This window comes from Massilia sp. CT11-137, assembly GCF_047302885.1.
In the GTDB taxonomy this organism is placed as follows: Bacteria; Pseudomonadota; Gammaproteobacteria; order Burkholderiales; family Burkholderiaceae_D; genus Telluria; species Telluria orientalis.
Genome location: NZ_JBKYMP010000001.1, coordinates 49,589 through 72,264, shown reverse-complemented (window position 1 = coordinate 72,264; position 22,676 = coordinate 49,589). Strand labels below are relative to the sequence as shown.

Genomic DNA, 22,676 nt, shown 5'->3' with positions numbered 1-22,676 from the left:
AGGGCATGTTAAAACGACCAACAGAAGATCGAGAAAGCGAGACAGTTTGAGCACACTTTATATCCGGCATCCTGCGCGTGCCGAAGGTGAACATGCGTTGTGCCGCTTCGCCCTCGTCACCGATGGCGGCGCGATCGACCAGCATGGCGAAGGCCCGCTGCGCAACCTGGGCGACCTGGTCGGCACGAGCCGCCGCATCGTGCTGCTGCTCGCCGCCGCCGACGTGACCCTGCTGTCGGTGCAGGCGCCGCCGCTGTCCGGCGCGCGCCTGAAGGCCGCGCTGCCGGGCCTCGTCGAAGAACACATCCTGGGCGATCCGATGGACGCCGTCCTCGTGGCCGCGCCCGAGCAGCCCGACGGCATGCGGCCCATCGCGGTGGTCGAGCGCGACTGGCTGCAAGGCATCGTGAAAAGCCTGCTGGCGCAGGGCGCGCGCACCATCATGGCCGAGCCCGCGCAACTGTGCTTGCCTTTGCAGCCGGGCAGTGTTGCCGCCGCCATTTCCGGCGTCGAACTGACTTTGCGCCAGAGCCTGTTCCAGGGCTTCGGCCTCGCGCTCGACGCCACGCCGGCCGTCGTGCTGCAGACGGCGCGCGCCTTTAGCGGCGACGCCCCGCTCGTGCTGTACGTGCCGCCCGCGCAAGTGGGCGAATACCAGGCGCTGGCGCAGGAAGCCGGTCCCGGCATCCTGATCGAAGCGGACAGCTGGACGCACTGGATCGCCGGTTCCAAGACGACTGCGCTGGACCTCGTGAGTGGCCTCGGCGCGGCGGGGGCGCCCACGCGCGACTGGCGCCGCTGGCGCTGGCCGATCGCGCTCGGCGCGCTGGCCGTGGCCGTCAACCTGATCGGGCTGAACGTCGACTGGCTGCGCCTGCGCCGCGAAGCCAACACGGTGCGCCAGTCGATGGTCCAGACCTACCGCAACGTGTATCCGCGCGAAACGACGATCCTCGATCCCGTGCTGCAGATGCGCCAGCACATCGCCCGCGCGCGCGCCAACACGGGCGACGTGTCGCCCGACGAATTTACTTATCTCGCCTCGGCGCTGGGTGAAGCGACGCGATCGCTCGGCCGTCCGATTGGACTTGTATCAATTGAATACCGCGAACGCGCGTTGACCGTCAAAGTCAAACCCGAAACGGTCGACCCCGGTTTGACCGGGCAGTTGCGCACGGCCCTGGCCACGCGCCGGCTCACGCTGGAAGAAAGCACGCCGGGCAACTGGGTCATCCGCAGCACGGGAGCCAAACCATGAGCATCGCCACCACCTTTGCCCAGTACCGCGAGCGCGCCACGGCGCTCTGGCTCGCGCGCACCGAGCAGGAACGCCGCTTCCTGGCGGCCGGCGGCGCCGTCGTGCTGGCCGCGCTGCTGTACCTGCTGCTCGTCGATCCGGCCATCGAAGGGCGCGCCCAGCTGCGCCGCCAGTTGCCGCAGCTGCGCCAGCAGGCGGCCGAGCTGCAGGCCATGGCCCAGGAAGCGAGCACGCTGGCCCAGGCACCGGAAACGCACGTCGTGCCGCTCACGCGCGAAACCGTCGGCAGCAGCCTGTCGGGGCGCGGCCTGAATCCGGAATCGCTGTCGGTGAACGGCGAGTACATCAAGCTGCAGTTGAATAACGTGGCGTTCGCCAACCTCGCCACGTGGCTGGACGAGCAGCGCCGCGCCAACCGCTTGCTCGTGCAGGACGCCGTCGTCACGTCCCTGCCCGCCGCCGGCCAGGTCGACGCCAGCCTGACGCTGCGCCAGAACACCGGCAGCGGCCAATGAAGCGCACGTTTGCCTGGATCGCGCTGCCGACGCTCGCGGTGATCCTGACGGTACTGGCGTTCCTGCCGGCGGCATGGCTCGCGCCGATGGTCGAACGCCAGACGGATGGCCGTTTGACTCTGGGGGATGCGCAGGGTACGCTTTGGCGCGGCTCAGCCTTTGTGGGCGGGGCGCCGGGCGCGGGCGGATCCGTCACCCCGCTGCTGCCGGGACGCTTCAGCTGGCGCCTGTCGCCGCTGGTGCTGTTCGGGGATGTCAGCATGGACCTGGCCAACGACCAGGCGCTGGCGCAGCCCGTGCACGTCAGCGGCAGCTGGTCGCAATGGCAGGTCAGCGCCGGCCAGCTGCTGTTGCCGGCCGAAGGCCTGGCCGGGCTGGGTGCGCCGTTGAACACGCTCGCGCTCACGGGCACGATCAAGCTGTCCTGGAACCTGCTGGACATCGCGCGCCAGGGCAATACGGTGACGGTGAGCGGACGCACGGTGCTGTCGCTGACCGACATGGGATCGCGCATGAGCCCGATCAAACCGCTCGGTACCTACGAGATGGCCATGGACTGGCACGGCCAGCGGGCCGACGTGGTGCTGCGTACGGTGAGCGGTGCGCTCCTGCTGTCTGGTAATGGAGCATTGGAAAACGGCCGCTTGCACTTCTCGGGACAGGCCGCGGCGGCCGACAAGTACGAAGACACGCTGGGCAACCTGCTCAACCTGCTGGGTCAACGGCGTATGGTGAACGGCAAGAACATAATCGCGTTAGAGTTCAGATGATGAAAAAAAATCCAACCCGCAGCATCCAGCAACTCCCGGCACTGCGCCGCATCGTGGCCGGCGCCATGCTCTGCTGCACCGTCGGAACAAGCGTCCTGCCGCCGCTCGCCCATGCCCAGGACGGTAGTGGTAATGGCGCCGCGCTCAACTTCGTCAATGCCGACATGGAGTCCGTGATCAAGGCGGTCGGCCATTACACGGGGACGACGTTCATCATCGACCCGCGCGTGAAAGGCACGCTGACGCTCGTTTCGGAAAAGACATTGACCAGGGCCCAGGCCTTCTCGCTGCTGACGTCGGCACTGCGCCTGCAGGGCTATGCGGTCGTCACCGGCGACGGTTATGCCAAGGTGGTGCCGGAAGCGGAAGCGAAGCTGCAGTCGTCGCCCACGCAGGTCGGCATCGGCGGCTCGCGGGTCAAAGGCGACCAGATCGCCACGCAGGTCTACCGCCTGCAGCACGAGTCCGCCGCCAACCTGACGGCCGTGCTGCGTCCGCTGATCTCGCCCAACAACTCGATCATGGCCGATCCGGGCAACAACAGCCTCGTGATCACGGACTACGCCGACAACCTGCGCCGCCTGTCGAAGATCATCGCCGCGCTCGACGCGCCGGCCACCGGCGACCTCGACGTGGTCCCGATCCGCAACGGCATCGCCAGCGACGTCGCCACGCTCGTCACGCGCCTGATGGAACCGGCGGCCGGCGGCGACGCGGGCCGCGTCACCGTGCTGGCCGATCCGCGCACCAACTCCGTCATCGTGCGCGCGCCGTCGCCCGCGCGCGCGAGCATGGCCAAGAACCTGATCGCGAAGCTCGACCAGCCGACGGCGGAACTCGGGAACATCCACGTGGTCTACCTGAAGAACGCCGACGCCAGCAAGGTCGCGCAGACCTTGCGCGCCGTCGTGTCGCAGGATGCGTCGGCCGTGCCGGTGCAGCAGCAGGGCACGGCGGGCGGTTCGATCCAGTCCACCGCCACCGGCGGCGCTGGCGGTGCCGGCGGGCTCGGCGGCCAGCAGGGCCAGCAGAGCAGCGTCGGCATGGGCGGCACGGGCGGCTCGTTCTCCCAGCAGGGCCAGGCCACGACCGGCGGTGCCGGCGGCGGACAGGGTTCCGGCTTCATCCAGGCCGACGCGTCGACCAACAGCCTCATCATCACGGCGCCGGACGCCGTGTACCGCAACCTGCGCGCCGTCATCGACCAGCTCGACGTGCGCCGCGCCCAGGTCTACATCGAGGCACTGGTGGTCGAGGTGACGTCGACCGACGCGTCCGAGTTCGGCGTGCAATGGGTGGGCCTGACCGGCAACAACAACAGCAGCTACCGTGTCGGCGGCCTGCAGTCGTTCAGCCTCGGCGGCAGCAACAACAACATCGTCAACCTGGCGCTGGCCGCGGCGACGGGCATCAGCGGCGCGTCCGGCGCGACCACCGGCAGCTCGATCCCGACGCCGACCGGCCTGTCGATCGGCCTCTTCAAGCAGGTGAACGGCGAGCTGGGCCTGGGCGCGATCGCGCATGCCCTTGAAAGTACGGGACACGCCAACATCTTGTCCACACCGAACATGATCACGCTGGATAACGAACTGGCGACGATCAAGGTCGGTCAGAACATACCGATCATTACGGGTTCCTTCACGACGGGCGCGAGCGGGGCAAGCAATCCGTTCCAGACGGTCGACCGCAAGGACGTGGGCCTGCTGCTGAAAGTGCGCCCGCAGATTTCCGAAGGCGGTACGATCAAGCTGGCGATCTACCACGAGAATTCGGGGATCGACAACTCCGTCAGCTCGGCGTCGGGAATCGTGACCACCGTCCGCGCGATCGAGAGCAACGTGTTGGCCGACAATGGCCAGATCGTCGTGCTGGGCGGGCTGATCTCGGACGATGAATCCGAGAACAACGAAAAGACGCGTGGGCTGGGCGACATTCCGATCATCGGCAACCTGTTCAAGTACCGCACCCGCACGCGCGCCAAACGTAACCTGATGGTGTTCCTGCGCCCGGTCGTGGTGCGCAGCAAGGAACAGAACGACAGCCTGTCGATGGACCGCTACGAATTCATGCGCGCCGCCGGCGCGACGGCACAACCGGTCGACGACACCGTGCTGCTGAAGAATCTCGGCGCACCGGTGCTGCCGAGCTTGGTCAATGGCCAGCCGCCCGCGGGCAGCCCGATGGCCACGATGCCGCCGCCGGCACCCGCCGCTGCGCGTCCGGGTGCCGCCACCGGGCCGGGCACGAGCCAGCCCAAGGCGCCGGCCCAGCCGGAGTTCCGCCCGGTGCAACCCGCGCAACCCGAATACCGGCCGGCGACGCCGACCCAACAGAACTGAAGACGATGAATAACTTGTTGCCCTACGCATTCGCACGCGATTACGGCGTGCTGGCGCGTTCCAACGGCGACCCGTCGCAAGCCGTCGAAGTGCTGGTCTCGAATGCGACCAAGCCCGCGGCGATCGCCGAGGTCTCGCGCCGTTTCGGGCGCATCACCCTGCGGCGGATGGAACGCGCCGAACTGGAATCGGCCATTGCCGCCGCGTACCAGTCGGCCGGCGGCGACGCGTCGCAGGTCGCGGACGAATTCGACGCCGACCTCGACCTCACGAAGCTGCTGCAGGACGTGCCCGCGATCGAGGACCTGCTGGAATCGTCCGACGACGCGCCCGTCATCCGCATGATCAACGCGCTGCTCACGCAATCGCTGCGCGAAGGCGCGTCCGATATCCACATCGAACCGTTCGAGCAGACGTCCGTCGTGCGCTTCCGCATCGACGGCGCGCTGCGCGACATCGTGCGCCCGCGCAAGGGCATCCACGCGTCGCTGATCTCGCGTATCAAGATCATGTCGCAGCTCGACATCGCGGAAAAGCGCCTGCCGCAGGACGGCCGCATCACGTTGCGCATCGGCGGCAAGCCCGTCGACGTGCGCGTGTCGACCCTGCCGACCGGCCACGGCGAACGCGCCGTGCTGCGTCTGCTCGACAAGGAGGCGGGCCGCCTCGACCTCAGCCATCTCGGCATGAGCGGGCAGATGCTGCCGCAGTTCGACAAGCTGATCAACCAGCCGCACGGCATCGTGCTCGTCACGGGCCCGACCGGTTCCGGTAAAACGACGACCCTGTACGCCTCGCTGTCGCGCCTGAATTCGACGACCACCAACATCATGACGGTGGAAGACCCGATCGAATACGACCTGCCCGGCATCGGCCAGACGCAGGTCAACGCCCGCATCGACATGACGTTCGGCAAGGCCCTGCGCGCGATCCTGCGCCAGGATCCGGACGTGATCATGATCGGCGAAATCCGCGACCTCGAAACGGCCCAGATCGCCGTGCAGGCCTCGCTGACGGGCCACCTCGTGCTCGCCACGCTGCACACGAACGACGCCGCCTCGGCCGTCACACGTCTGCTGGACATGGGTATCGAGCCGTTCCTGCTGTCGTCGTCGCTGCTGGGCGTGATGGCCCAGCGCCTCGTGCGCAAGCTGTGCCCGCACTGCAAGCGCCAGGAAGCGGGACATTGGGTGGCGGTCGGGTGCGACCGCTGCGGCCACACGGGCTTCCACGGCCGCGTGGGCGTGTACGAGCTGCTCGAGACGAACGAACAGATCCGTTCGCAGATCCACAACCAGGCCGCCGAGGCCGAGATCCGCAACGCGGCCCTGAAATCCGGCATGAAGACCATGCACGACGATGGCCAACGGTGGGTGCGGGAAGGCATCACGACAGAAGCCGAACTGCTGCGCGTGACGAAGGTGGATTGATCGATGCCCGCCTTCCGCTATGAAGCCGTCGACACGGGCGGCGTTACCCGCAAGGGCGTCCTGAACGCCGACAGCCCGCGTGCCGCGCGCGCCGACCTGCGCCTGCAGGGATTGACGCCGCTCGCCGTCGAGGCCATCGCGGCCCAGGTCGACGAGAGCGGGGCGGCGCGCGCGCGCGGCTTCGGCGAGCGCCTGTCCCAGGTCGAGCTCGCGCTGTTCACGCGCCAGCTCGCGAGCTTGCTGGAAGCCGGCCTGCCGCTCGAACAGGCCTTCACCGCGCTGCTGGAGCAGGCCGAGCGTGCCTACGTGCGCGACCTGATCGCGTCGATCCGGTCCGAAGTGATGGGCGGCGCGTCGTTCTCCAGCGCGCTGGCGCGCCATCCGCGCGACTTCGCCGAGATCTACCGGGCCCTCGTCGCGTCCGGCGAACAGATCGGCCAGCTGTCGCGCGTGCTGTCGCGCCTGGCCGACTACATCGAACGCCGCAACGCCCTCGTGCAGCGGGTGCGCCTGGCGTTTACCTATCCGGCCATCGTCACCGTCGTCGCGTTCGCGATCGTGATCTTCCTGCTGACCTATGTCGTGCCGCAGATCGTCTCGGTGTTCGCCAACACCAAGCAGAAACTGCCGTTCCTGACCATCCTCATGCTCGGTGTGTCGAACTTTACGCGCGCCTACGGGATCTATGTGGCATTGGTCGTCATCGCGGCGTGGTACGCGTGGCGCCGCGCCCTGCGCAACCCCGTGCTCAAGCGCCGCTGGCATACGTGGCTGTTGAACGCGCCCGTGTACGGCAAGTTCGAACGCAGCCTGAACACGACCCGTTTCGCGAGCACCCTGGCGATCACGACGGGCTCCGGCGTGCCCATCCTGCGCGCGCTCGAGACGAGCCGCGACACGTTGTCGAACGTGGCGATGAAGGAACTCGTGGAGCAGGCGACGGCCAGCGTGCGCGAGGGCGTGAGCCTGGCGCGGGCGCTGTCGGCGCAAAAGCTGTTCCCGCCCATGCTCGTGCACATGATCCGCGCGGGCGAGATCACGGGCGAGCTGCCGGCCATGCTCGAACGGGCCTCGAATTCGCAGCAGGCCGACCTCGAACGGCGCACCATGACCATCGCCGGCCTGCTGGAGCCCGTGCTGATCCTGGCCATGGGCCTCGTCGTGCTATTGATCGTGCTGGCCGTGCTGATGCCGATTATTGAAATCAACCAGTTGGTGCAGTGACAAGGAAACTGATGAACAAGCGCTTGCCTTTTTTCCTGAGCCTGCTGGGCGTGGTCCTGTTTGCCGCGTCGCTGGCGTACTGGATCATGCAGTTGTACCAGCCGCCCCAGCGCCCGATCGCGGCGGCGCCGCAGGCCGCCATGCCCGACCCGACCATCGATGCCGCCGCTACCTTGTTTGGTGGCCAGGTTTCGGTGGCAAGCGCGACCAATTACCAGTTGACGGGCGTCGTGGCGGACGGGAGCAGCAGCGTGGCGATCATCGTCGCCGAAGGTTCGCCGCCGAAGGCGCTGCGGGTCGGCAAGGAGCTGGCGCCCGGCATCACGCTGGCGGAAGTCCACCCGCGCTATGTGATGTTGTCCGATGGCGGCGTCATGAAGCGTGTCGACCTGGCGACCGATACCAAGCCCGCCGCGGCGATGGGTGGCGCGCCCGGCGGCATGCCGCCCAGTGGGGCGCCGCCGGGCGGCATGCCGCCGCAGAATTTTCCGCAGCCCCAGCAGATCACGACCGCACCGGCCGCGCAGCCGGTGCAGGCCGTGCCGGAGCCGCCGATGGCGCCGGGCGCCGTCCAGCCGCAGCCGTCCATGACGAACCCGGGCGACGTCGGTACGCACGACAATCCGCCGCCCGCGAATCCGAACCCGATCAATCCGACGCCGAACGGTCAGCAGATGCCGCCGCAAAATCCGGCCGGCCAGATGAATACGCAGTAAGGCTGCTCAGCGCCGCAGCGCGGTGAATGCCGCGAATTCCCACGAACGGAAACCGACCAGCAACGTAAAGCCGTCGCGCTCCTGCGGGGGCAGGCGGCGGTCGTTGCGGTGCATGCGCGCAAGTTCTCCGGCCAGTTGATGGATCTTTTCCGCCAGCTCGGCGGCGCTCGCCAGCGACAGGCGTGCGGGCAGGCACATCAACGTTTCGCCTGCACCGTCGAAGTTACCGGCGAAATAATCCTCGACGACGTGGGCGCGGAAGAAGCGTTGCACCGGCCCGTCCGGCAGCCAGCGGAACGCGTTCGAGACCCGCAGCGTGTAACGGTTCAGCGGCTTCAGTTCGATCACGCCGAGGCGGTCGAGTTCCACCAGCAAGCCGATGCATTCGGGTTCGCTCAAGCGATAGGTTTCCACCATCTGTTCCAGGCTCCAGTGCCCCAGGCAGCAGATCGCCACGAGCAGCAGGCGCGGGTTGGCGACGAGCGCCGTTTCCTGGATGAGCGTCAGCGTGTCGGCCTGCGGCCGCGCATCGGCCGCGCGCCGCAGCACGTCTTCCATGGCGATGCCGGCCGCCTGGCAGATCTGCGCCAGGCGCGACAGGGTCATGTCCTTCTGGCCGAACATGCGTTTGATACTCGATTCGCTCATCGCGATGCGGTCGGCCAGCATCTTGTAGGTGATCCCGGCCGCGCGTAGTTCGGCGCGCAGCACGTCCAGCAACATGTCGGGGGAGCTCATGGTTGTGGTCAGTTCTCTGTTTTCGTTCGTCAACTCGGCCTGACGAATGTACAGAAGAAGGCAGGGCAGTTCAAGAAATGTCGAGTCCCGCCAGCCACGACCGCCTGCTGGGTCCGGTCAGCGTTATGATGCGCATCAGTTCAGGTGCGAACTTCCGTGCCCTCGCCGCTGCGCCGGTGTCCAATCGAGACCCAAGGAGAACGTATGAAAACGGTAAGCGTGTTCGTATTGGCGTTATTCAGTGCGGCAGCATGTGCTCAGGCGGCGGCGCAGGTGCCGGGCGTGCGGCGCACCGATCTGCTGAAGCACGACAGCGTGGTGTCGGGACGCGAAGTCGTCGAGGTGCGCGTCGAGGTCGACGCGGGCCATGGCGTGCCGAGGCATACGCATCCGGGTGATGAAGTGCTGTACGTGGTCGAGGGCACGCTGGAGTACCTGCCCGACGGCAAAGCGCCCGTGATGCTGAAGGCGGGGCAATCGGTCTTCATCCCGGCCGGCACCATCCACGCGGCCAGGAACCCCGGCACGGGGGCCGGGGCGGGCATCGCCACCTATTTCGTCGAGAAGGGCAAGCCGCTGATCATGCCGGCGAAATAACGCCGGCGCTGGTTACTCGTCGTCCGGCTCCAGCTTGACCTTCTGGAGCGCACGCTTCGCGGCCAGCCGCTCGCTGGCCTCGGGTTTTGCATGCGCTCCAGCCGCGCGCGCCTTGGCGAAGCCGGCGAACGGGTTGCGGGGCTTGAGTGGCGGCGTCGGCTCGACACGCAGCCGCATCTTTTGCCGGGTTGCCAGTGCCTTGTTTGCCATCGCCGCCTCTCCTTTCTGCAGCCGTGGATTACAACACGTAGCGCGACAGGTCTTCGTTGACCGCCAGCGCATCCAGCCGTTCGTTGACGTAGGCCGCGTCGATGACGAGCGCCTGGCCCGACTTGTCGGTCGCCGAGTACGAGATTTCTTCCAGCAGCTTTTCCATCACCGTGTACAGGCGGCGCGCGCCGATGTTCTCGGTGCGCTCGTTGACGGAATACGCGATCTCGGCCAAGCGATGGATGCCGTCGTCGGCGAACTCGAGTTTGACGCCTTCCGTCGCCAGCAGGGCTTCGTACTGCTTGGTCAGACTTGCGTCCGTCGAGGTCAGGATGCTCTTGAAATCCTCGATCGACAGCGATTCCAGTTCGACGCGGATCGGGAAGCGGCCCTGCAGCTCGGGAATCAGGTCCGACGGTTTCGACAGGTGGAACGCGCCCGAGGCGATGAACAGGATGTGGTCGGTCTTGATCATGCCGTACTTCGTGTTCACCGTCGTGCCTTCGACGAGCGGCAACAGGTCGCGTTGCACGCCCGCGCGCGAGACGTCCGCGCCGCCGTGTTCCGACCGCGACGCGATCTTGTCGACTTCGTCCAGGAACACGATGCCGTTCTGCTCGACGTTGGCGATGGCCTTCTGCTTCATCTCGTCTTCGTTGATGAGCTTGGCGGCTTCCTCGTCGACGAGCAGCTTCATCGCCTCCTTCACCTTCATCTTGCGGGGCTTCTTGCGCCCCGCCCCGACGCCGGCGAACATCGACTTGATCTGTTCCGTCATCTCTTCCATGCCGGGCGGCGCCATGATTTCCATCTGCGGCGAGGCCTCGGCGACGTCGATCTCGACTTCCTTGTCGTCGAGCGCGCCTTCACGCAGGCGCTTGCGGAAGGTCTGGCGCGTGGCGTCGCCGCCGTCCTTGGCGTCGCTGCTGACGTTGAAGCCGAAGTCGCGCGCCGGCGGCACGAGAATGTCGATGATGCGGTCCTCGGCCGCGTCCTCGGCGCGCTGGCGCACCTTCTTCATTTCGCTGGCGCGGGTCTGCTTGACGCCGATGTCGATCAGGTCGCGGATGATGGTGTCGACGTCGCGGCCGACATAGCCGACCTCGGTGAACTTGGTCGCCTCGATCTTGATGAACGGCGCGTCGGCCAGCTTGGCCAGGCGGCGCGCGATCTCGGTCTTGCCGACGCCCGTCGGGCCGATCATGAGGATGTTCTTCGGGGTGATCTCGTGGCGCAGCGGTTCCTCGACCTGCTGGCGGCGCCAGCGGTTGCGCAGCGCGATCGATACGGCGCGCTTGGCTTTACCTTGGCCGACGACGTGCTTGTCGAGTTCCGAGACGATTTCGGACGGGGTCATGTTCATAATTGTGCTCATGAATGCTTTCTTGCGTGAGAGACCGTTATTCCAGCGTCTCGATGATGTGCGACATGTTCGTATAGATGCACAGCTCGCCTGCGATGGTCAGCGCTTTCTTGACCACGTCGGCCGGGGCGAGATCCGTGTTTTCCTGCAAGGCCTTGGCGGCGGACTGCGCGTAGATGCCGCCCGAGCCGATCGCGCCGATGCCGTCTTCCGGTTCCAGTACGTCGCCATTGCCGGTGATGATCAGGGTCTTTTCGCGGTCGGCCACCAGCAGCATGGCCTCCAGGCGGCGCAGCACGCGGTCGGTGCGCCAGTCCTTGGCCAGTTCGACCGAAGCGCGCAGCAGATTGCCCTGGTGTTTTTCCAGTTTCGCTTCGAAGCGGTCGAGCAGGGTGAAGGCGTCGGCCGTGCCGCCGGCAAAGCCGCACAGCACCTTGTTCTGGTAGAGCTTGCGCACCTTGCGCGCCGAGCCCTTCATGACGACGTTGCCCAGGGTGACTTGTCCGTCGCCGCCGAGCGCGACCTGGTTGCCGCGCCGTACGCTGACGATCGTCGTGCCGTGAAATTGTTCCATATTTGCCTCGTGGTTGATCTGCTCACCGCAAGTGGGGATGCGATATGAAATTGCAAGACTGAACCGTATCCGAGGGGCACGGCGCCTGGCGGCGTCAGTACCGGTGGGCGTACAGACGCACCCGGTCGCCGACGCCGAGCAGGCGCAGCAACGCCGCGACGGGATGGTTCAGGTCGCGCAGCACGACCTCGCGCCCGTCCTGGGCAAGCGTGCGCAGATGGGCGGCGAGGGCGCTCGCGGCCGCGTAATCGATGCGTGCGAGGCGGGATCCGTCCAGCACAAGGACCGGATGGAGCGCCGCGTGGTCGGCGATGGCGGCCAGCAACGGCGCGCTGCCGCCCCGGATCGCGGCCGGCAGGAGGAAGCGGTCGCCCGCCGTCGCCGGACCGGCCGCCAGGCTCAAGGCCGCGTGTCTGGGGGCCTCGAACGAGGGCGGCGACACCTCGAAGGTGACGCAATAATCCATCGCAGTCTCCTCGAAATCCTTTTCACGGTTCGTCAGCAGCAGCAGTTCCAGCAACAGCAGCCAGGGCGCCTCGCCCGCGCCGCGGTCGCCGATCGCCAGCATCGGACGCAGCACGGCGACGAGGTGGTCGGCGCCTGCCAGCACGAGTTCGCGTCCCGCCTTGCGCAGGGCCTGCAGCGCGTCCAGCAGCAGGGCGCAGCCCGGCGCCGTCACCGCGGTGACCGCCTGGAATTCGAACCGGACCAGCGGACCGGGCGAGGCGGCGCGGGCGAGTTGCGCGCGGGCGAGCGGACCGTCGTCCAGGCGGCCGGACAGGGTGGCCGTCGGGATCGCCCCCGATACCTGGCGGTCGGGCGCGTGCGACGTGTCCGCGACGGGGTGATACGTGGGCGGCGACGTTTCGAACCGGCTGGCGTAGTCGATCGCGATGCTTTCGAACTCGTGTTCGAGGCCCATGATCTGGACCAGGTCGAACAGCATCCACCACGGCAGGCGGTCGGTACCCTGGTCGTGCACGCTGGTGCGCAAGAGGAGGGCGGCCGCCTCCAGTTGGTCGTTGGCGTACAGGATTGCCGCTTCTTCGACGATGGGGGCGCTGGACGGCGCGGCGGCCGCGTCCGGCACTTCATCCTGGCCCGGCAGGAGGTCCGTGTCCTGGTCAGGTGGCGGCGCGCCGGCGGCGGCCGGCGGGCGGCGGTTGCCGGCCCAGGCGTCGTCGTCGAAGATGGCGGAGGCCATCTCCAGTTCGATCGCGTCGATCTTGGCCGCGGTGGCGCGTGCGATTTCACGCTGGCGCTCGCGTTCCGCCTCGGTATCGAGGGAAAGCCGCGTGACGGGGCCGGCGGTCAGCGGATCGTCAGGGCGCGGGCGGGCGTCCGCACCCGCCAGCGGTGCGTCGCCTTTTTTCTTCAGGAAATCGAAGAGTCCCATGCCGTCCTTGTCTGCCCGTTTGCCGGTCGAGACATTAGCATGGCGGCGCGGACGGTGCGGTGCGCACGCCTGAGCTGCGTCAACTTGCCGGCAATCCGATAAGTGTATCCGATGGGAAATAATTCGTGCGCACGAACCCTAGGCCAATCCGGCCCCAAAAACAAAAAAGCATGCGACGGGCGCATGCTTTTTCATCGGCGCGTACGGCGATCAGTCACCGTACAGCTTTTGCTTCAGCTCGCGGCGCTGCTGGGCTTCCAGCGACAAGGTCGCGGTCGGACGGGCGATCAGGCGGGGGATGCCGATCGGTTCGCCGGTCTCTTCGCACCAGCCGTATTCGCCGGACTCGATCGAGGCCAGCGATTGCTGGACCTTCTTGAGCAGCTTGCGCTCGCGGTCGCGGGTACGCAGCTCGAGCGCGTGCTCTTCCTCGATGGTGGCGCGGTCGGCCGGGTCGGGAACGAGTACCGTTTCGCGCAGGTGTTCCGTCGTTTCGCCTGCGTTTTTCAGCAGTTCCTTTTCGAGTTCCTGCAGGCGGTTCTTGAAGAACGCCAGCTGGGCCGGGTTCATGTAGTCGTCGTCGCTCATGGCCCGAATTTCTTCTTCCGTCAGGAGGCGTTCTTCGGGCTGCGCAACGGTATTCGGTTTCGTTGTTTTAGTCATGACTTCACTTACCTTTGATACGACAGAGTTTCCATTTTATCAGCTAACTCAGCGGTTACCATTGCTTCGGTGTGTGCGCCGGGCGAGCTGCCGTGACCGTTGTTCAGTCGTTCAACCACAGGGTGCATGAGAGCACCATAGAACCGGGGTAGTTTATACCAAACACTGTTCCAATCCGCGAATAAAGACATCTTTCGGTAAATTTTTACCAATAAACACCATCTTGCTGCCGCGCGATTCGCCATCCGCCCACTTTGCACCGAGGTCGCTGCCCATGATTTGATGCACGCCTTGGAAGACGACCTTGCGATCCGCGCCCGCCATCGACAGCACGCCCTTGTAGCGCAGCATGTTTGGACCGAATACTTGGACCATGCTGCCGAGGAATTGATCCAGTCGTTCGGGGTCGAAAGCACGGTCGCTCTTGAAGACGAACGCGGCGATGTCGTCGCTGTGGTGGCCATGATGGTGGTCGTGGCTGTGGTCGCACGCTTCCGTGTGGACGTGGTCATGATCGTGGTCGTGACCATGGTCGTGCGCCTCTTCCGTCGTGAGGAAGGCGGGATCCAGCTCCAGCTTGTCGTTCAGGTTGAAGCCGCGCAGGTCGAGCACGTCGCTGATCGGGGCGCGGCCGAAGTCCGACGTGCTGATCGGTGCACGCGGGTTGATGCGGCGGATGCGCGCCTTCAGTTCCTCGACGGCGGCGGCGTCCACGAGGTCCGTCTTGGACAGCAGGATCTTGTCGGCGAAACCGACCTGGCGCTGGGCTTCCTCGTGGCGGTCCAGCTGGTCCATGGCGTGGCGGGCATCCACGACGGTGACGACGGCGTCGAGCAGGTAGTGCGCGCCGACTTCCTCGTCGACGAAGAACGTCTGGGCCACGGGGCCGGGATTGGCGAGGCCGGTGGTCTCGATGACGACGCGGTCGAAGCTGATTTCGCCCGCTTCGCGCTTGCGTGCCAGGTTCGTCAGGGCAACGATCAGGTCGCCACGCACGGTGCAGCAGATGCAGCCGTTGTTCATTTCGACGATCTGCTCGCTCGGGTCCTGCACGAGGATCTCGTTGTCGATGTTTTCCTGGCCAAACTCGTTTTCGATGACGGCGATGCGCAGGCCGTGCTCTTCCTGCAGGATGCGGTTGAGCAACGTGGTTTTGCCGGCGCCGAGGAAGCCGGTCAGGATAGTGCTTGGGATCAATTCCATATGTCGCTGTCCAATGGTGTGCGCCGTTCCGGCCGCAGGGAATCGGAAGATTATGCCGGAATTTGCGAATCGTCACCACCCGGCATGCCGTGCCTGCCTGCGCTGGAGCACTTACTTACGCTTTGCGCGCGGATGGGCTCGGTCGTAGACGGCGGCGAGGTGCTGGAAGTCGAGCGACGTATAGATCTGGGTCGAGGTGATGCTGGCGTGGCCCAGCAGTTCCTGCACGGCGCGCAGGTCGCCCGAGGATTGCAGCACGTGCGACGCGAACGAGTGGCGCAGCACGTGCGGGTGCACGTGGACCGGCATGCCGGCCTTTTGCGCATGGGCTTTCAGGCGATATTGCACGACGCGGGGGCTGATGCGCGTGTCGCGCGTCGACAGGAACAGGGCGAGGCTGCCGTCGCGCGCCGGCGGACGCACGGCCAGCCACGCTTCCAGTGCCGCGCGCGCCGGACCGCCGACGGGCACCCGGCGCATCTTGTTGCCCTTGCCGGTGACGACCACTTCCTGCGCGTCGAGTTCCAGCCAGCCGAGCGAGGCGGGCTGGCCATCGCGGGCGGGGACGTGGTGGACGTCGAGCCCGGCCAGCTCGGATACGCGCAGGCCGCTCGAGTAGAGCAGTTCGAACATGGCGCGGTCGCACAGCTCCGCGGGTTCCGGATGGCCGGACGTCGTCTTTTCCATGAGCTGGACCGCATCGTCGACGGCCAGTGCCTTGGGCAGGCGCTTGGGACGGCGCGGCGCGCGCACGCCGTCGGCCGGGTTGGCGGCCAGCGCAACGTGGCGCGACAGCCAGTCGAAGAAGCCGCGCCAGCCGGACAGCTTGCGCGCGATCGAGGCGGCGCTCTGCCCCTCGGCATGCAGTTTCGCCGTGACGCGGCGGATGTCGAAATGGGTCAATGCCGCCCAGTCGGCCTGGCCGGTGAGCCGGGCCAGTTCGGCCAGGTCGCGGCGGTAAGCGGCGATCGTGTGGTCGGACAGCTGGCGCTGCGTTTTCAGCTCCGCCAGGTAGCGGCCGGTCCAGTCGTCGGCGGCCGGCGTGTCCATGTCAGCCGAGCAGAGGGACGAGTGCGGTGCTGGCCGTCTCGCCGATGTGGACGAGGAAATCCGTTGCCATCGTGGCGCTGAAGCGTTCCGGATCGGGCGAGCCGAGCACGAGCAGGCCGAAGGCGCTGCCGTTCGCGCGCAGCGGCAGCAGGACGGTCGAGCGCACGGCGTCCGCGCCGCCCAGCTCGGCGCCTGCCAGCCAGCTCACCGCCTCGAAGTCCTTGTTCGGACCGCAGTACGGGACGCGCAGGCTGCTGGCGAACAGGCGCACGTCCTCGGAGACGCCGTTCGTGTACCACGTGTCGGCGTGCTCGGGCGCCAGTTTCCACAGGCGTAGCGTGGCGTGCGGCACGATGAAATGCTTGACGAGGCCGTCGGCGACGGCGGTCGGGATCTCGCCCGGCACGCGGGTGCGCAGCAATTGCTGGGTCCAGCCATGGAAACGGTTGGCGATGGCCGCGTTTTCCTCGGCGTGGCGCACCAGCTCGGACATGCGCAGTTCCAGGGTGCGGTACTTGTCGCGCATCACTTCCATCTGGCGTTCCTGCAGCGACACGGCGCGGCCCGTAAGTGGGCTCGACAGTTTTACTTCGCCCAGCAAAGCGGCGTGCTCCACGAAGAACTGCGGATGGTCGAGCAGGTATTGGGCGATGGCGGCGGAATCCAGTGTTGCGGCGGTCATGTGCGGCTTGCGAGATGGGTAGACAGTTCATTTTAACCGACGGCAATGGGTCGGCGCAGATTTCCTGTCTGCACTGTGCCACAAAAGCCAAGGGCGGACCCGGTTGCCCGGATCCGCCCTTGCTTGAGCGATGCAGCGGGGTTGCCCCCGCGGCTCGGCTTAGAACGAGTGGTTCAGGCCGATGTCGTAGTGGTTGACGGTCGGGGTAGCCGAAGCTGCGCCGGTCGCCTGGTTGAAGACGTTGGTCTTGCGCGATGCGTCGACGTACAGGTACGTACGCTTCGACAGGCTGTACTCGTAGCCCAGCGAGTACTGACGGGTGATCAGGTCGTGCAGGCGGACGTTTTCTTCCTGCTTCTTCAGACCGAAGCCAGCCAGCAGCTTGCCCGGGCCGACAGCGTAGGTTGCACCGATTTCAGCACCCTTGATGGTCGGACGCTGGGTGTTGGTGTGCTCCATGTTCTGGTGCGAGTAGGTACCCATCAGTTTCAGTTCCGGGGTCACCGAGAACGAACCTGCGACCGACCAGACCTTCGATTCGACGGCGTTGCGCTCGTAAGCCAGCATCGCTGCTGCCGGACCGTTGTTGTAGGTACCAGCGATCGAGAACGGGTTGGCCGAAGCCTGTGCGCCCGCAGCGTAGGTGGCGGCGCCAGCGCCGATACCGGTCACGCCGCCGCCGGTGGCTTCTTTCGATGCCCACGAAGCGTTCACCTGGAAGCCATTGGCGACCGGCGAGTTATAGAAGATCGCGTTCGAGACACGGTTGTTGTTCGGGCCGCTGCCGCCGACGTCCAGCGGAGCCGAGTTGAAGCCGGCGACCGAGATGTCGGTGTAGAAGCCGGCCTGGGTCGGCAGACCGTGCCACGGTTCGAACGAACCGACGATTTCCTGGAACGGGGTCAGGCCACGGCCCAGACGGACCATACCGAAGTCACCCTGCAGACCGACGCGGGTCTGGCCCTGGAACAGCGGACGGCCGTTGTTTTCGTTGGTGCCGGTGTCCGGCTCGTAACGCATTTCAACCTGGAACAGTGCCTTCAGGCCGTTGCCCAGATCTTCGGTGCCTTTGAAGCCCAGGGTGTTCGAAGCACGCTTGCCGATGGCCAGGGTCTGGTCGGTGCGCTTGACCATGCCGACGTCGATGTTGCCGTAGATTTGAACAGCGGTTTGAGCTTGTGCCACACCGGCGAATGCGCCCAGCAGAGCGGCTGCCACGAGGGTTTTTTTCATCTTAATTTTTATCCTAAAAAGTGAATCGAAGGAATCCAGAGAGCATTGAGATTTTTATTAGTTGCTGAACACTCGGATGTGTGAACCTTAAATGCTTAATGCGTCAAGATTGTCTGATTTGTCAATTATGACTGTTGCACTTGGTCGAAAGCCAATAAATCCAATCGTGCTGTTGTATTTTCGAAACGGCCGCCTCGGGAAACCGGGCACACCTTAAGGCTCGTTTAAGTTTCAAAACATCATCATTCTCTCCCCGTACCACGGCAGGGTTTGTGCGGGCTCAAAGGCCATTGGAATCGTAGCCGAATCGCATCGCCGCGGCTTTAGACTCTGGCCCATCCGACGTCCATTGTTACCGCAGTGCGCGACACATGAGCTCATCAGTAGCGCAACGCAAGCGATCTTCACGTATCTTCGTGCATTGTGCTTGCGAAATTGGACTGCGTATATTTCGTAGACGTCTCTAACATCCAGAAAAGAACGATGGCAAACCGTGAAGAACTGGCGGTCATCCGCGGCGCACGTGCCGGGCGCGTCGAATCGCAACTGGCCCTGGGCCGGCTCTACCTGTTCGGCAGTGCCGGGCTGCCGAAGAGCCTGCCCACGGCCCTCCACTGGCTCGACCGCGCCGCACAGCAGGGTTGCGCTGAAGCATGGCAATTGATCGGGAACCATATTCCGGTCGATCTTGCGCGTGACAATCCGCAACCCGTCACCGGCTGGTATGAACTGGCCTACGACGGCGGGCTCGTGCGCGCCGGGCTCGTCTATGCCCAGCTGGTGCTGGGCGCGCTGAACGAGGGCCAGTGCACGCCGGCCCAGCGCGCCAAGGCCTTGCGCGCGCTGGAAGACGCGGCCCGTGCCGGCTTTCCGGAAGCGCAGTGGCTGCTCGCGCGCGAGCACGGCGCGGCGCCGCCCGAGACGGACGAGCCGGTCGCCCGCGCGCCCGTGGCCAGCCCCGCGGGCCAGCGCTGGCTGCGCCAGGCGGCCGACAGCGGCGTCGGCGCCGCGCAGTTCGCCCTGCTGGAACAGGACTGGAACGCCGGCCGCTGGTCCGCCTGGCTGGAGCGGGCGCTCCCGCTGGCGCGCGCCCTGGCCGGTTCCGATGCCGCCCAGGACCACACGGCCGCCCGCCTGGCGCCGGACGAGGTGCTGCTGCTGTCGCGCTGTGCCCGGCTCGTGGCCGCGAACGAGACCCCGCACGACGTCGACCAGGATGAATTGCTCCGGTTCTGGGAGATCGCCGCGGCCGAGCAGGACCGCCATGCCCAGTTCGCGCTCGGCCTGTGGTGCGCCCGCATGCGGGTGGACGGCAAGCGGATTCCCGGCAGCCATGGCGCGGCCAACTTCAAAAAGGCCGTGCGCTGGCTGACCCTGGCTGGCGAGCAGGGCCTGGCCGAAGCCTGGTACGCGCTGTCGCGTATTTATATCAAGCCGGAATTCTCCCAGCGCAATGTGCTGGAAGCGCAGAAATACCTGGAGCGCGCGGCGGAGATGGGCTATCGCGATGCCCAGCTGGAATGCGGGAACGCGGCATGGCGTGCGCGCCGCGAGAACGAGAACAACGACGTGCGCGCGCTGTTCTGGCTGCAGAAGGCGGCGGCGCAGGCCTGTCCCAAGGCTGCGGCCGCGCTGCGCAAGCTGGCGCCGCGCCAGCCCGGCGCCTGGACGGACCTGGGTGGACTGGCCGGGCGTGACCTCGCGGCCCATCCGCTGCTGGCCGCGCGCCTGGAACTGGCGGTGGCCTTTGGCCTGAGCCGGGCCGAGGCGCTGTTGCTGGATATCCGCGGCGCCGACCGCGGTCACTGCCTCGTGATCGACATCCGCGCCAGCTACGGCCGCAGCCGGCGCCGGCTGATCTCGGTGGAAACGGCGCAGGAGCGTCAGCTGCTCGACCGCGTGGCGCTCGTCTTCGAGAACGTCGATTGCGGTCCGGGCGGGCCGGAAGGGAATTATCGCCAGCGCCTGTACCGGTTGCGCAGCCTGTTGCCGGAGATGGCGAGCGCGGAGTCAGGGACGGAAGAACCGGAAGAGTCCCCGGCGCCGGACGGCGACTATTCGCTGGCCGCCTGAATCAGATCTCGCTTCAGATCTCGATCTCGCCTTCGAACACGGTCTCGGCCGGACCGCTCATATAAACGGGCTGGCCTTCGCCGGCCCAGTTGATGGTCAGCTTGCCGCCGCGGGCCTGGACTTGCACCGGCGAATCCAGCAGGCCGCGCCGGATGCCCGCCACGACGGCGGCGCAGGCGCCCGTGCCGCAGGCCAGCGTCTCGCCGGCGCCGCGTTCGTAGACGCGCAGCTTCACATGGCCGCGGTCCACGATCTGCAGGAAGCCGGCGTTCACGCGGCGCGGGAAGCGCGGGTGGTGCTCGATCTGCGGGCCCGTTTCCAGGACGGGAGCCGCATCGACGTCGGCGACGACCTGCACCGCGTGCGGATTGCCCATCGAGACCGTCGATACGAGCACGGTCTGTTCCTGGCCCTTGTTCGAGACGGTGATCGGCCACAGCGTGTCGCGGCCTTCGGCGACGCCTTCCAGGCCGGCCGCATCGAACGGAACCTGGCTCGGCTCCAGGATCGGCGCGCCCATGTCCACCGTGATGCTGCCGTCGTCTTCCAGGCGCGGGGTGATAATGCCGCTCATCGTTTCGACGCGGATGCTGCGCTTGTCGGTCAGCCCCTTGTCGCTGACGAACCGGACGAAGGCGCGCGAGCCGTTGCCGCATTGCTCGACCTCGCCGCCGTCATTGTTATAGATGCGGTAGCGGAAATCGCTGCCTTCCGTGACCGGGCGCTCGACGACCAGGATCTGGTCGGCACCGACGCCGAAGCGGCGGTCGGCCAGGCGGCGCCATTGTTCCGGGCCGAGGTCGAGTTGCTGGTTGATCGCGTCGATGACGACGAAATCGTTGCCGGCGCCGTGCATCTTGGTGAACTTGAGTTTCATGGTATCTGTCATTAATCGTAGAACGAAGGCTCGCCGGGTGGCCGGGTCTTGAAGCGCTTATGGGTCCAGAAGTACTCGGCCGGATGTTCGCGCACGCGGTCCTCGATGAAGGCGTTCATGCGACGCGTGGCGGCAATGATGTCGTCGCCGGGGAAATCTTCCCATGCAGGATAGAACTCTACCCGGTATCCCTTGTAGTCGGGCAAGAAAGTGGCGACGACCGGGATGACTTTTGCACCCGTCGCGCCCGCCAGGCGGCCCATTGCCGTGAGCGTCGCGGCCGGGACGCCGAAGAACGGGACGAAGGTGGCATCCTTCTCGCCGAAATCCATGTCCGGCAGCATGAAGTAAGGCAGGCCTTCGCGCAGCGCGCGGATGATCGGCTTGATGCCGTCGGTGCGTGTGAAGAGCCGCACGGGGCCATAGCGTTCGCGGCCATAACGCAACAAATCGTCAAATGCCTTGTTCTTTTGCGGCGAATACATCGTCGACAGCGGCACCACGCGCGACGCCACGCCAGCCACGTCCAGGCACACGAAGTGCGGACAGAACACGATGGTCGGGCCGCTTTCCATCTGCTCCTTCGGCACCTTCGGCACGATCTCGATCAGGCTGCGGATGCGCTCGAACGGCGCCCACCAGATCAGCGAGCGCTCCAGGATGCTGCGCGAATAAGCCATGAAATGGCGCTTGGCGATATCGACCCGTTCCGCATCGCCCAGTTCGGGCATGCACAGGCGCAGGTTGACCAGCGCGATCTTGCGGCGCTTGGGAATCGCGTAATACATCAGCCAGCCGACGGCGTTGCCGATGCGACCAAGGACAGGCAGCGGCAGGAAGTGCAGCAGCCACAACAGGAAAATCAGGAACCTCATGCGACGGTCTCGGGGTGCGGTGCTTCGACGCCTTGCGGCTTCTTGTAGCGGTTATAACTCCAGAAATACTGGGCGGGGCAGTAGGCGATGAGCTTTTCCATCTGGCGGTTGATGGCGGCGGCCTGCTGGGCCGCGTCGCCGTCGAGCGACCCTTCGAACGGAACGAAGCGGATGGCGAAGCCGCGGCCGCGCGGCAGGCGTTCCGCGTACACGGTCAGGATGTCGGCCTTGCCCAGCTGGGCCAGCTTGGCGGGCAGGGTCATCGTGTACGCGTCGCGGCCGAAGAACGGCGCCCATACGCCTTCGCCTTCCTGCGGGACCTGGTCCGGCAGCACGCCGACGGGCTGGCCACCCCGCAACGCCTTGACGAGCATGCGCACGCCGGCCAGGTTGGCGGGTGCCAGGTGCATGTGCTGGCGCTCGCGGGCGCCTTCGACGAGCGGTTTCAGGGCGCTCTGGCGCGGCGGGCGGTACATCACCGTCAGTTCGACGCGCAGCGAGACCTGCTGGGCGGTCAGTTCGAAGCAGCCCAGGTGCGGCGTGAGGAAGACGATGCCGCGGCCGGCGTCGAGCTGGCGCTGGACCAGTTCCCAGTTTTCCATCGTGACGTGGCGGGTGACGCGCTCCTGCGGCGCGCACCAGACGAACGGCAGCTCGGCGATGGCCTTGCCGGATTCGGCGATGGCGGCGCGCAAGTGGCCGCCGTAGCCGGCCCGTTCGAGGTTCTCGCGCAGGCGCCGGCGGTGCGACGGCGAGAGCAGATAGACGATCCAGCCGAGCGCGGCGCCAAGCGCATGCAGGACGCGCAGCGGCAAAAACGACAGGATCCGAAACAAAAGGACAAGCATTGATTGATTTAGGGTAGAGAACCGACGGGTTGCTGTGCCAGA

Annotated in this window: 22 protein-coding genes; 9 read left to right on the top strand and 13 right to left on the bottom strand. The window is 66.2% G+C overall.

All coding sequences use genetic code 11. From position 1 onward, the window contains the following. Positions 1-46: 46 nt before the first annotated feature. Genes gspL through ACEN98_RS00290 form a run of 7 tightly spaced genes read left to right on the top strand, consistent with a single transcriptional unit; the run spans position 47 to position 8,252 of the window. Complete coding sequence (gene gspL, locus ACEN98_RS00320) at positions 47-1,258, top strand: type II secretion system protein GspL (protein WP_413380502.1); 1,212 nt, start codon at positions 47-49, stop codon at positions 1,256-1,258. Beyond that, positions 1,255-1,773, top strand: a complete 519-nt coding sequence (gspM, locus tag ACEN98_RS00315; protein WP_371764249.1) for a type II secretion system protein GspM — start codon at positions 1,255-1,257, stop codon at positions 1,771-1,773. Before gspL ends, gspM begins: the two co-directional genes overlap by 4 nt. Further along, entirely contained in the window at positions 1,770-2,543 is a 774-nt protein-coding gene (gspN, locus tag ACEN98_RS00310; RefSeq protein WP_413380500.1) for a type II secretion system protein N, read from the top strand. The genes gspM and gspN overlap by 4 nt, the downstream gene beginning before the upstream one ends. Further along, positions 2,543-4,882: a type II secretion system secretin GspD gene (gene gspD, locus ACEN98_RS00305; protein ID WP_413380498.1), complete on the top strand. Its 2,340-nt coding sequence runs from the start codon at positions 2,543-2,545 to the stop codon at positions 4,880-4,882. Before gspN ends, gspD begins: the two co-directional genes overlap by 1 nt. Positions 4,883-4,887: 5 nt before the next feature. Further along, on the top strand, positions 4,888-6,312 hold the full coding sequence (gene gspE / locus ACEN98_RS00300) for a type II secretion system ATPase GspE (RefSeq protein WP_413342528.1): 1,425 nt from the start codon (positions 4,888-4,890) through the stop codon (positions 6,310-6,312). Between the two features lie 3 nt (positions 6,313-6,315). Further along, complete coding sequence (gene gspF, locus ACEN98_RS00295) at positions 6,316-7,536, top strand: type II secretion system inner membrane protein GspF (protein ID WP_413342527.1); 1,221 nt, start codon at positions 6,316-6,318, stop codon at positions 7,534-7,536. A gap of 11 nt (positions 7,537-7,547) precedes the next feature. Next, complete coding sequence (locus tag ACEN98_RS00290; RefSeq protein WP_413380496.1) at positions 7,548-8,252, top strand: type II secretion system protein N; 705 nt, start codon at positions 7,548-7,550, stop codon at positions 8,250-8,252. A gap of 6 nt (positions 8,253-8,258) precedes the next feature. Here ACEN98_RS00290 and ACEN98_RS00285 read toward each other — a convergent pair whose 3' ends face one another. Then, positions 8,259-8,990, bottom strand: coding sequence for a helix-turn-helix domain-containing protein (locus tag ACEN98_RS00285; protein ID WP_056134472.1), 732 nt, complete (start codon positions 8,988-8,990; stop codon positions 8,259-8,261). 204 nt (positions 8,991-9,194) lie between these two features. Here ACEN98_RS00285 and ACEN98_RS00280 point away from each other — a divergent pair, with 204 nt between their 5' ends. Next, a complete protein-coding gene (locus ACEN98_RS00280) occupies positions 9,195-9,587 on the top strand; it encodes a cupin domain-containing protein (RefSeq protein ID WP_413380493.1) in 393 nt (130 codons plus the stop codon). A gap of 12 nt (positions 9,588-9,599) precedes the next feature. Here the strand turns inward: ACEN98_RS00280 and ACEN98_RS00275 are convergent, their stop codons facing one another. The 9 genes from ACEN98_RS00275 to ACEN98_RS00235 form a co-directional block, all read right to left on the bottom strand. Further along, positions 9,600-9,797 (bottom strand): hypothetical protein, encoded by a 198-nt coding sequence (locus tag ACEN98_RS00275; RefSeq protein WP_413342519.1) that lies wholly within the window; start codon positions 9,795-9,797, stop codon positions 9,600-9,602. A gap of 28 nt (positions 9,798-9,825) precedes the next feature. Next, on the bottom strand, positions 9,826-11,160 hold the full coding sequence (gene hslU / locus ACEN98_RS00270; RefSeq protein WP_413385926.1) for an ATP-dependent protease ATPase subunit HslU: 1,335 nt from the start codon (positions 11,158-11,160) through the stop codon (positions 9,826-9,828). 37 nt (positions 11,161-11,197) lie between these two features. Continuing rightward, positions 11,198-11,734 carry an ATP-dependent protease subunit HslV gene (gene hslV / locus ACEN98_RS00265; protein ID WP_036231052.1) on the bottom strand — a complete coding sequence of 179 codons (537 nt, stop codon included), beginning with the start codon at positions 11,732-11,734 and terminating at the stop codon, positions 11,198-11,200. A 94-nt stretch (positions 11,735-11,828) separates the two neighbouring features. Then, entirely contained in the window at positions 11,829-13,130 is a 1,302-nt protein-coding gene (locus ACEN98_RS00260; protein WP_413380491.1) for an STAS domain-containing protein, read from the bottom strand. A gap of 210 nt (positions 13,131-13,340) precedes the next feature. After that, entirely contained in the window at positions 13,341-13,793 is a 453-nt protein-coding gene (dksA, locus tag ACEN98_RS00255) for an RNA polymerase-binding protein DksA (RefSeq protein WP_056134490.1), read from the bottom strand. A gap of 153 nt (positions 13,794-13,946) precedes the next feature. Continuing rightward, a complete protein-coding gene (locus ACEN98_RS00250; RefSeq protein WP_371764256.1) occupies positions 13,947-14,996 on the bottom strand; it encodes a CobW family GTP-binding protein in 1,050 nt (349 codons plus the stop codon). A 111-nt stretch (positions 14,997-15,107) separates the two neighbouring features. Then, on the bottom strand, positions 15,108-16,046 hold the full coding sequence (gene xerC / locus ACEN98_RS00245; protein WP_413380488.1) for a tyrosine recombinase XerC: 939 nt from the start codon (positions 16,044-16,046) through the stop codon (positions 15,108-15,110). Position 16,047: 1 nt separating this feature from the next. Beyond that, a complete protein-coding gene (locus ACEN98_RS00240) occupies positions 16,048-16,728 on the bottom strand; it encodes a DUF484 family protein (protein ID WP_413380485.1) in 681 nt (226 codons plus the stop codon). Positions 16,729-16,887: 159 nt separating this feature from the next. Beyond that, positions 16,888-17,961, bottom strand: coding sequence for a porin (locus tag ACEN98_RS00235; protein WP_413341848.1), 1,074 nt, complete (start codon positions 17,959-17,961; stop codon positions 16,888-16,890). A gap of 483 nt (positions 17,962-18,444) precedes the next feature. On the opposite strand from ACEN98_RS00235, the gene ACEN98_RS00230 reads away from it, so the two are divergent. Further along, positions 18,445-20,034 carry a tetratricopeptide repeat protein gene (locus ACEN98_RS00230; protein ID WP_413380483.1) on the top strand — a complete coding sequence of 530 codons (1,590 nt, stop codon included), beginning with the start codon at positions 18,445-18,447 and terminating at the stop codon, positions 20,032-20,034. Between the two features lie 13 nt (positions 20,035-20,047). Here ACEN98_RS00230 and dapF read toward each other — a convergent pair whose 3' ends face one another. The 3 genes from dapF to ACEN98_RS00215 are packed head-to-tail and all read right to left on the bottom strand — an operon-like array spanning position 20,048 to position 22,634. Next, positions 20,048-20,911 carry a diaminopimelate epimerase gene (dapF, locus tag ACEN98_RS00225; protein ID WP_413336796.1) on the bottom strand — a complete coding sequence of 288 codons (864 nt, stop codon included), beginning with the start codon at positions 20,909-20,911 and terminating at the stop codon, positions 20,048-20,050. An 11-nt stretch (positions 20,912-20,922) separates the two neighbouring features. After that, on the bottom strand, positions 20,923-21,786 hold the full coding sequence (locus tag ACEN98_RS00220; RefSeq protein ID WP_413380481.1) for a lysophospholipid acyltransferase family protein: 864 nt from the start codon (positions 21,784-21,786) through the stop codon (positions 20,923-20,925). Then, a complete protein-coding gene (locus ACEN98_RS00215) occupies positions 21,783-22,634 on the bottom strand; it encodes a lysophospholipid acyltransferase family protein (protein ID WP_413380479.1) in 852 nt (283 codons plus the stop codon). Before ACEN98_RS00215 ends, ACEN98_RS00220 begins: the two co-directional genes overlap by 4 nt. Between the last annotated feature and the right edge of the window lie 42 nt (positions 22,635-22,676).

Coding starts and splice junctions, on each gene's coding strand:
- ACEN98_RS00250 (WP_371764256.1), bottom strand. CDS start 14,996: ATGGAATTGATCCCAAGCACTATCCTGACCGGCTTCCTCGGCGCCGGC.
- gspN (WP_413380500.1), top strand. CDS start 1,770: ATGAAGCGCACGTTTGCCTGGATCGCGCTGCCGACGCTCGCGGTGATC.
- xerC (WP_413380488.1), bottom strand. CDS start 16,046: ATGGACACGCCGGCCGCCGACGACTGGACCGGCCGCTACCTGGCGGAG.
- ACEN98_RS00260 (WP_413380491.1), bottom strand. CDS start 13,130: ATGGGACTCTTCGATTTCCTGAAGAAAAAAGGCGACGCACCGCTGGCG.
- ACEN98_RS00285 (WP_056134472.1), bottom strand. CDS start 8,990: ATGAGCTCCCCCGACATGTTGCTGGACGTGCTGCGCGCCGAACTACGC.
- ACEN98_RS00240 (WP_413380485.1), bottom strand. CDS start 16,728: ATGACCGCCGCAACACTGGATTCCGCCGCCATCGCCCAATACCTGCTC.
- hslU (WP_413385926.1), bottom strand. CDS start 11,160: ATGAACATGACCCCGTCCGAAATCGTCTCGGAACTCGACAAGCACGTC.
- gspE (WP_413342528.1), top strand. CDS start 4,888: ATGAATAACTTGTTGCCCTACGCATTCGCACGCGATTACGGCGTGCTG.
- dksA (WP_056134490.1), bottom strand. CDS start 13,793: ATGACTAAAACAACGAAACCGAATACCGTTGCGCAGCCCGAAGAACGC.
- ACEN98_RS00215 (WP_413380479.1), bottom strand. CDS start 22,634: ATGCTTGTCCTTTTGTTTCGGATCCTGTCGTTTTTGCCGCTGCGCGTC.
- ACEN98_RS00235 (WP_413341848.1), bottom strand. CDS start 17,961: ATGAAAAAAACCCTCGTGGCAGCCGCTCTGCTGGGCGCATTCGCCGGT.
- gspF (WP_413342527.1), top strand. CDS start 6,316: ATGCCCGCCTTCCGCTATGAAGCCGTCGACACGGGCGGCGTTACCCGC.
- hslV (WP_036231052.1), bottom strand. CDS start 11,734: ATGGAACAATTTCACGGCACGACGATCGTCAGCGTACGGCGCGGCAAC.
- ACEN98_RS00220 (WP_413380481.1), bottom strand. CDS start 21,786: ATGAGGTTCCTGATTTTCCTGTTGTGGCTGCTGCACTTCCTGCCGCTG.
- ACEN98_RS00275 (WP_413342519.1), bottom strand. CDS start 9,797: ATGGCAAACAAGGCACTGGCAACCCGGCAAAAGATGCGGCTGCGTGTC.
- gspM (WP_371764249.1), top strand. CDS start 1,255: ATGAGCATCGCCACCACCTTTGCCCAGTACCGCGAGCGCGCCACGGCG.
- ACEN98_RS00290 (WP_413380496.1), top strand. CDS start 7,548: ATGAACAAGCGCTTGCCTTTTTTCCTGAGCCTGCTGGGCGTGGTCCTG.
- ACEN98_RS00230 (WP_413380483.1), top strand. CDS start 18,445: ATGGCAAACCGTGAAGAACTGGCGGTCATCCGCGGCGCACGTGCCGGG.
- dapF (WP_413336796.1), bottom strand. CDS start 20,911: ATGAAACTCAAGTTCACCAAGATGCACGGCGCCGGCAACGATTTCGTC.
- gspD (WP_413380498.1), top strand. CDS start 2,543: ATGAAAAAAAATCCAACCCGCAGCATCCAGCAACTCCCGGCACTGCGC.
- ACEN98_RS00280 (WP_413380493.1), top strand. CDS start 9,195: ATGAAAACGGTAAGCGTGTTCGTATTGGCGTTATTCAGTGCGGCAGCA.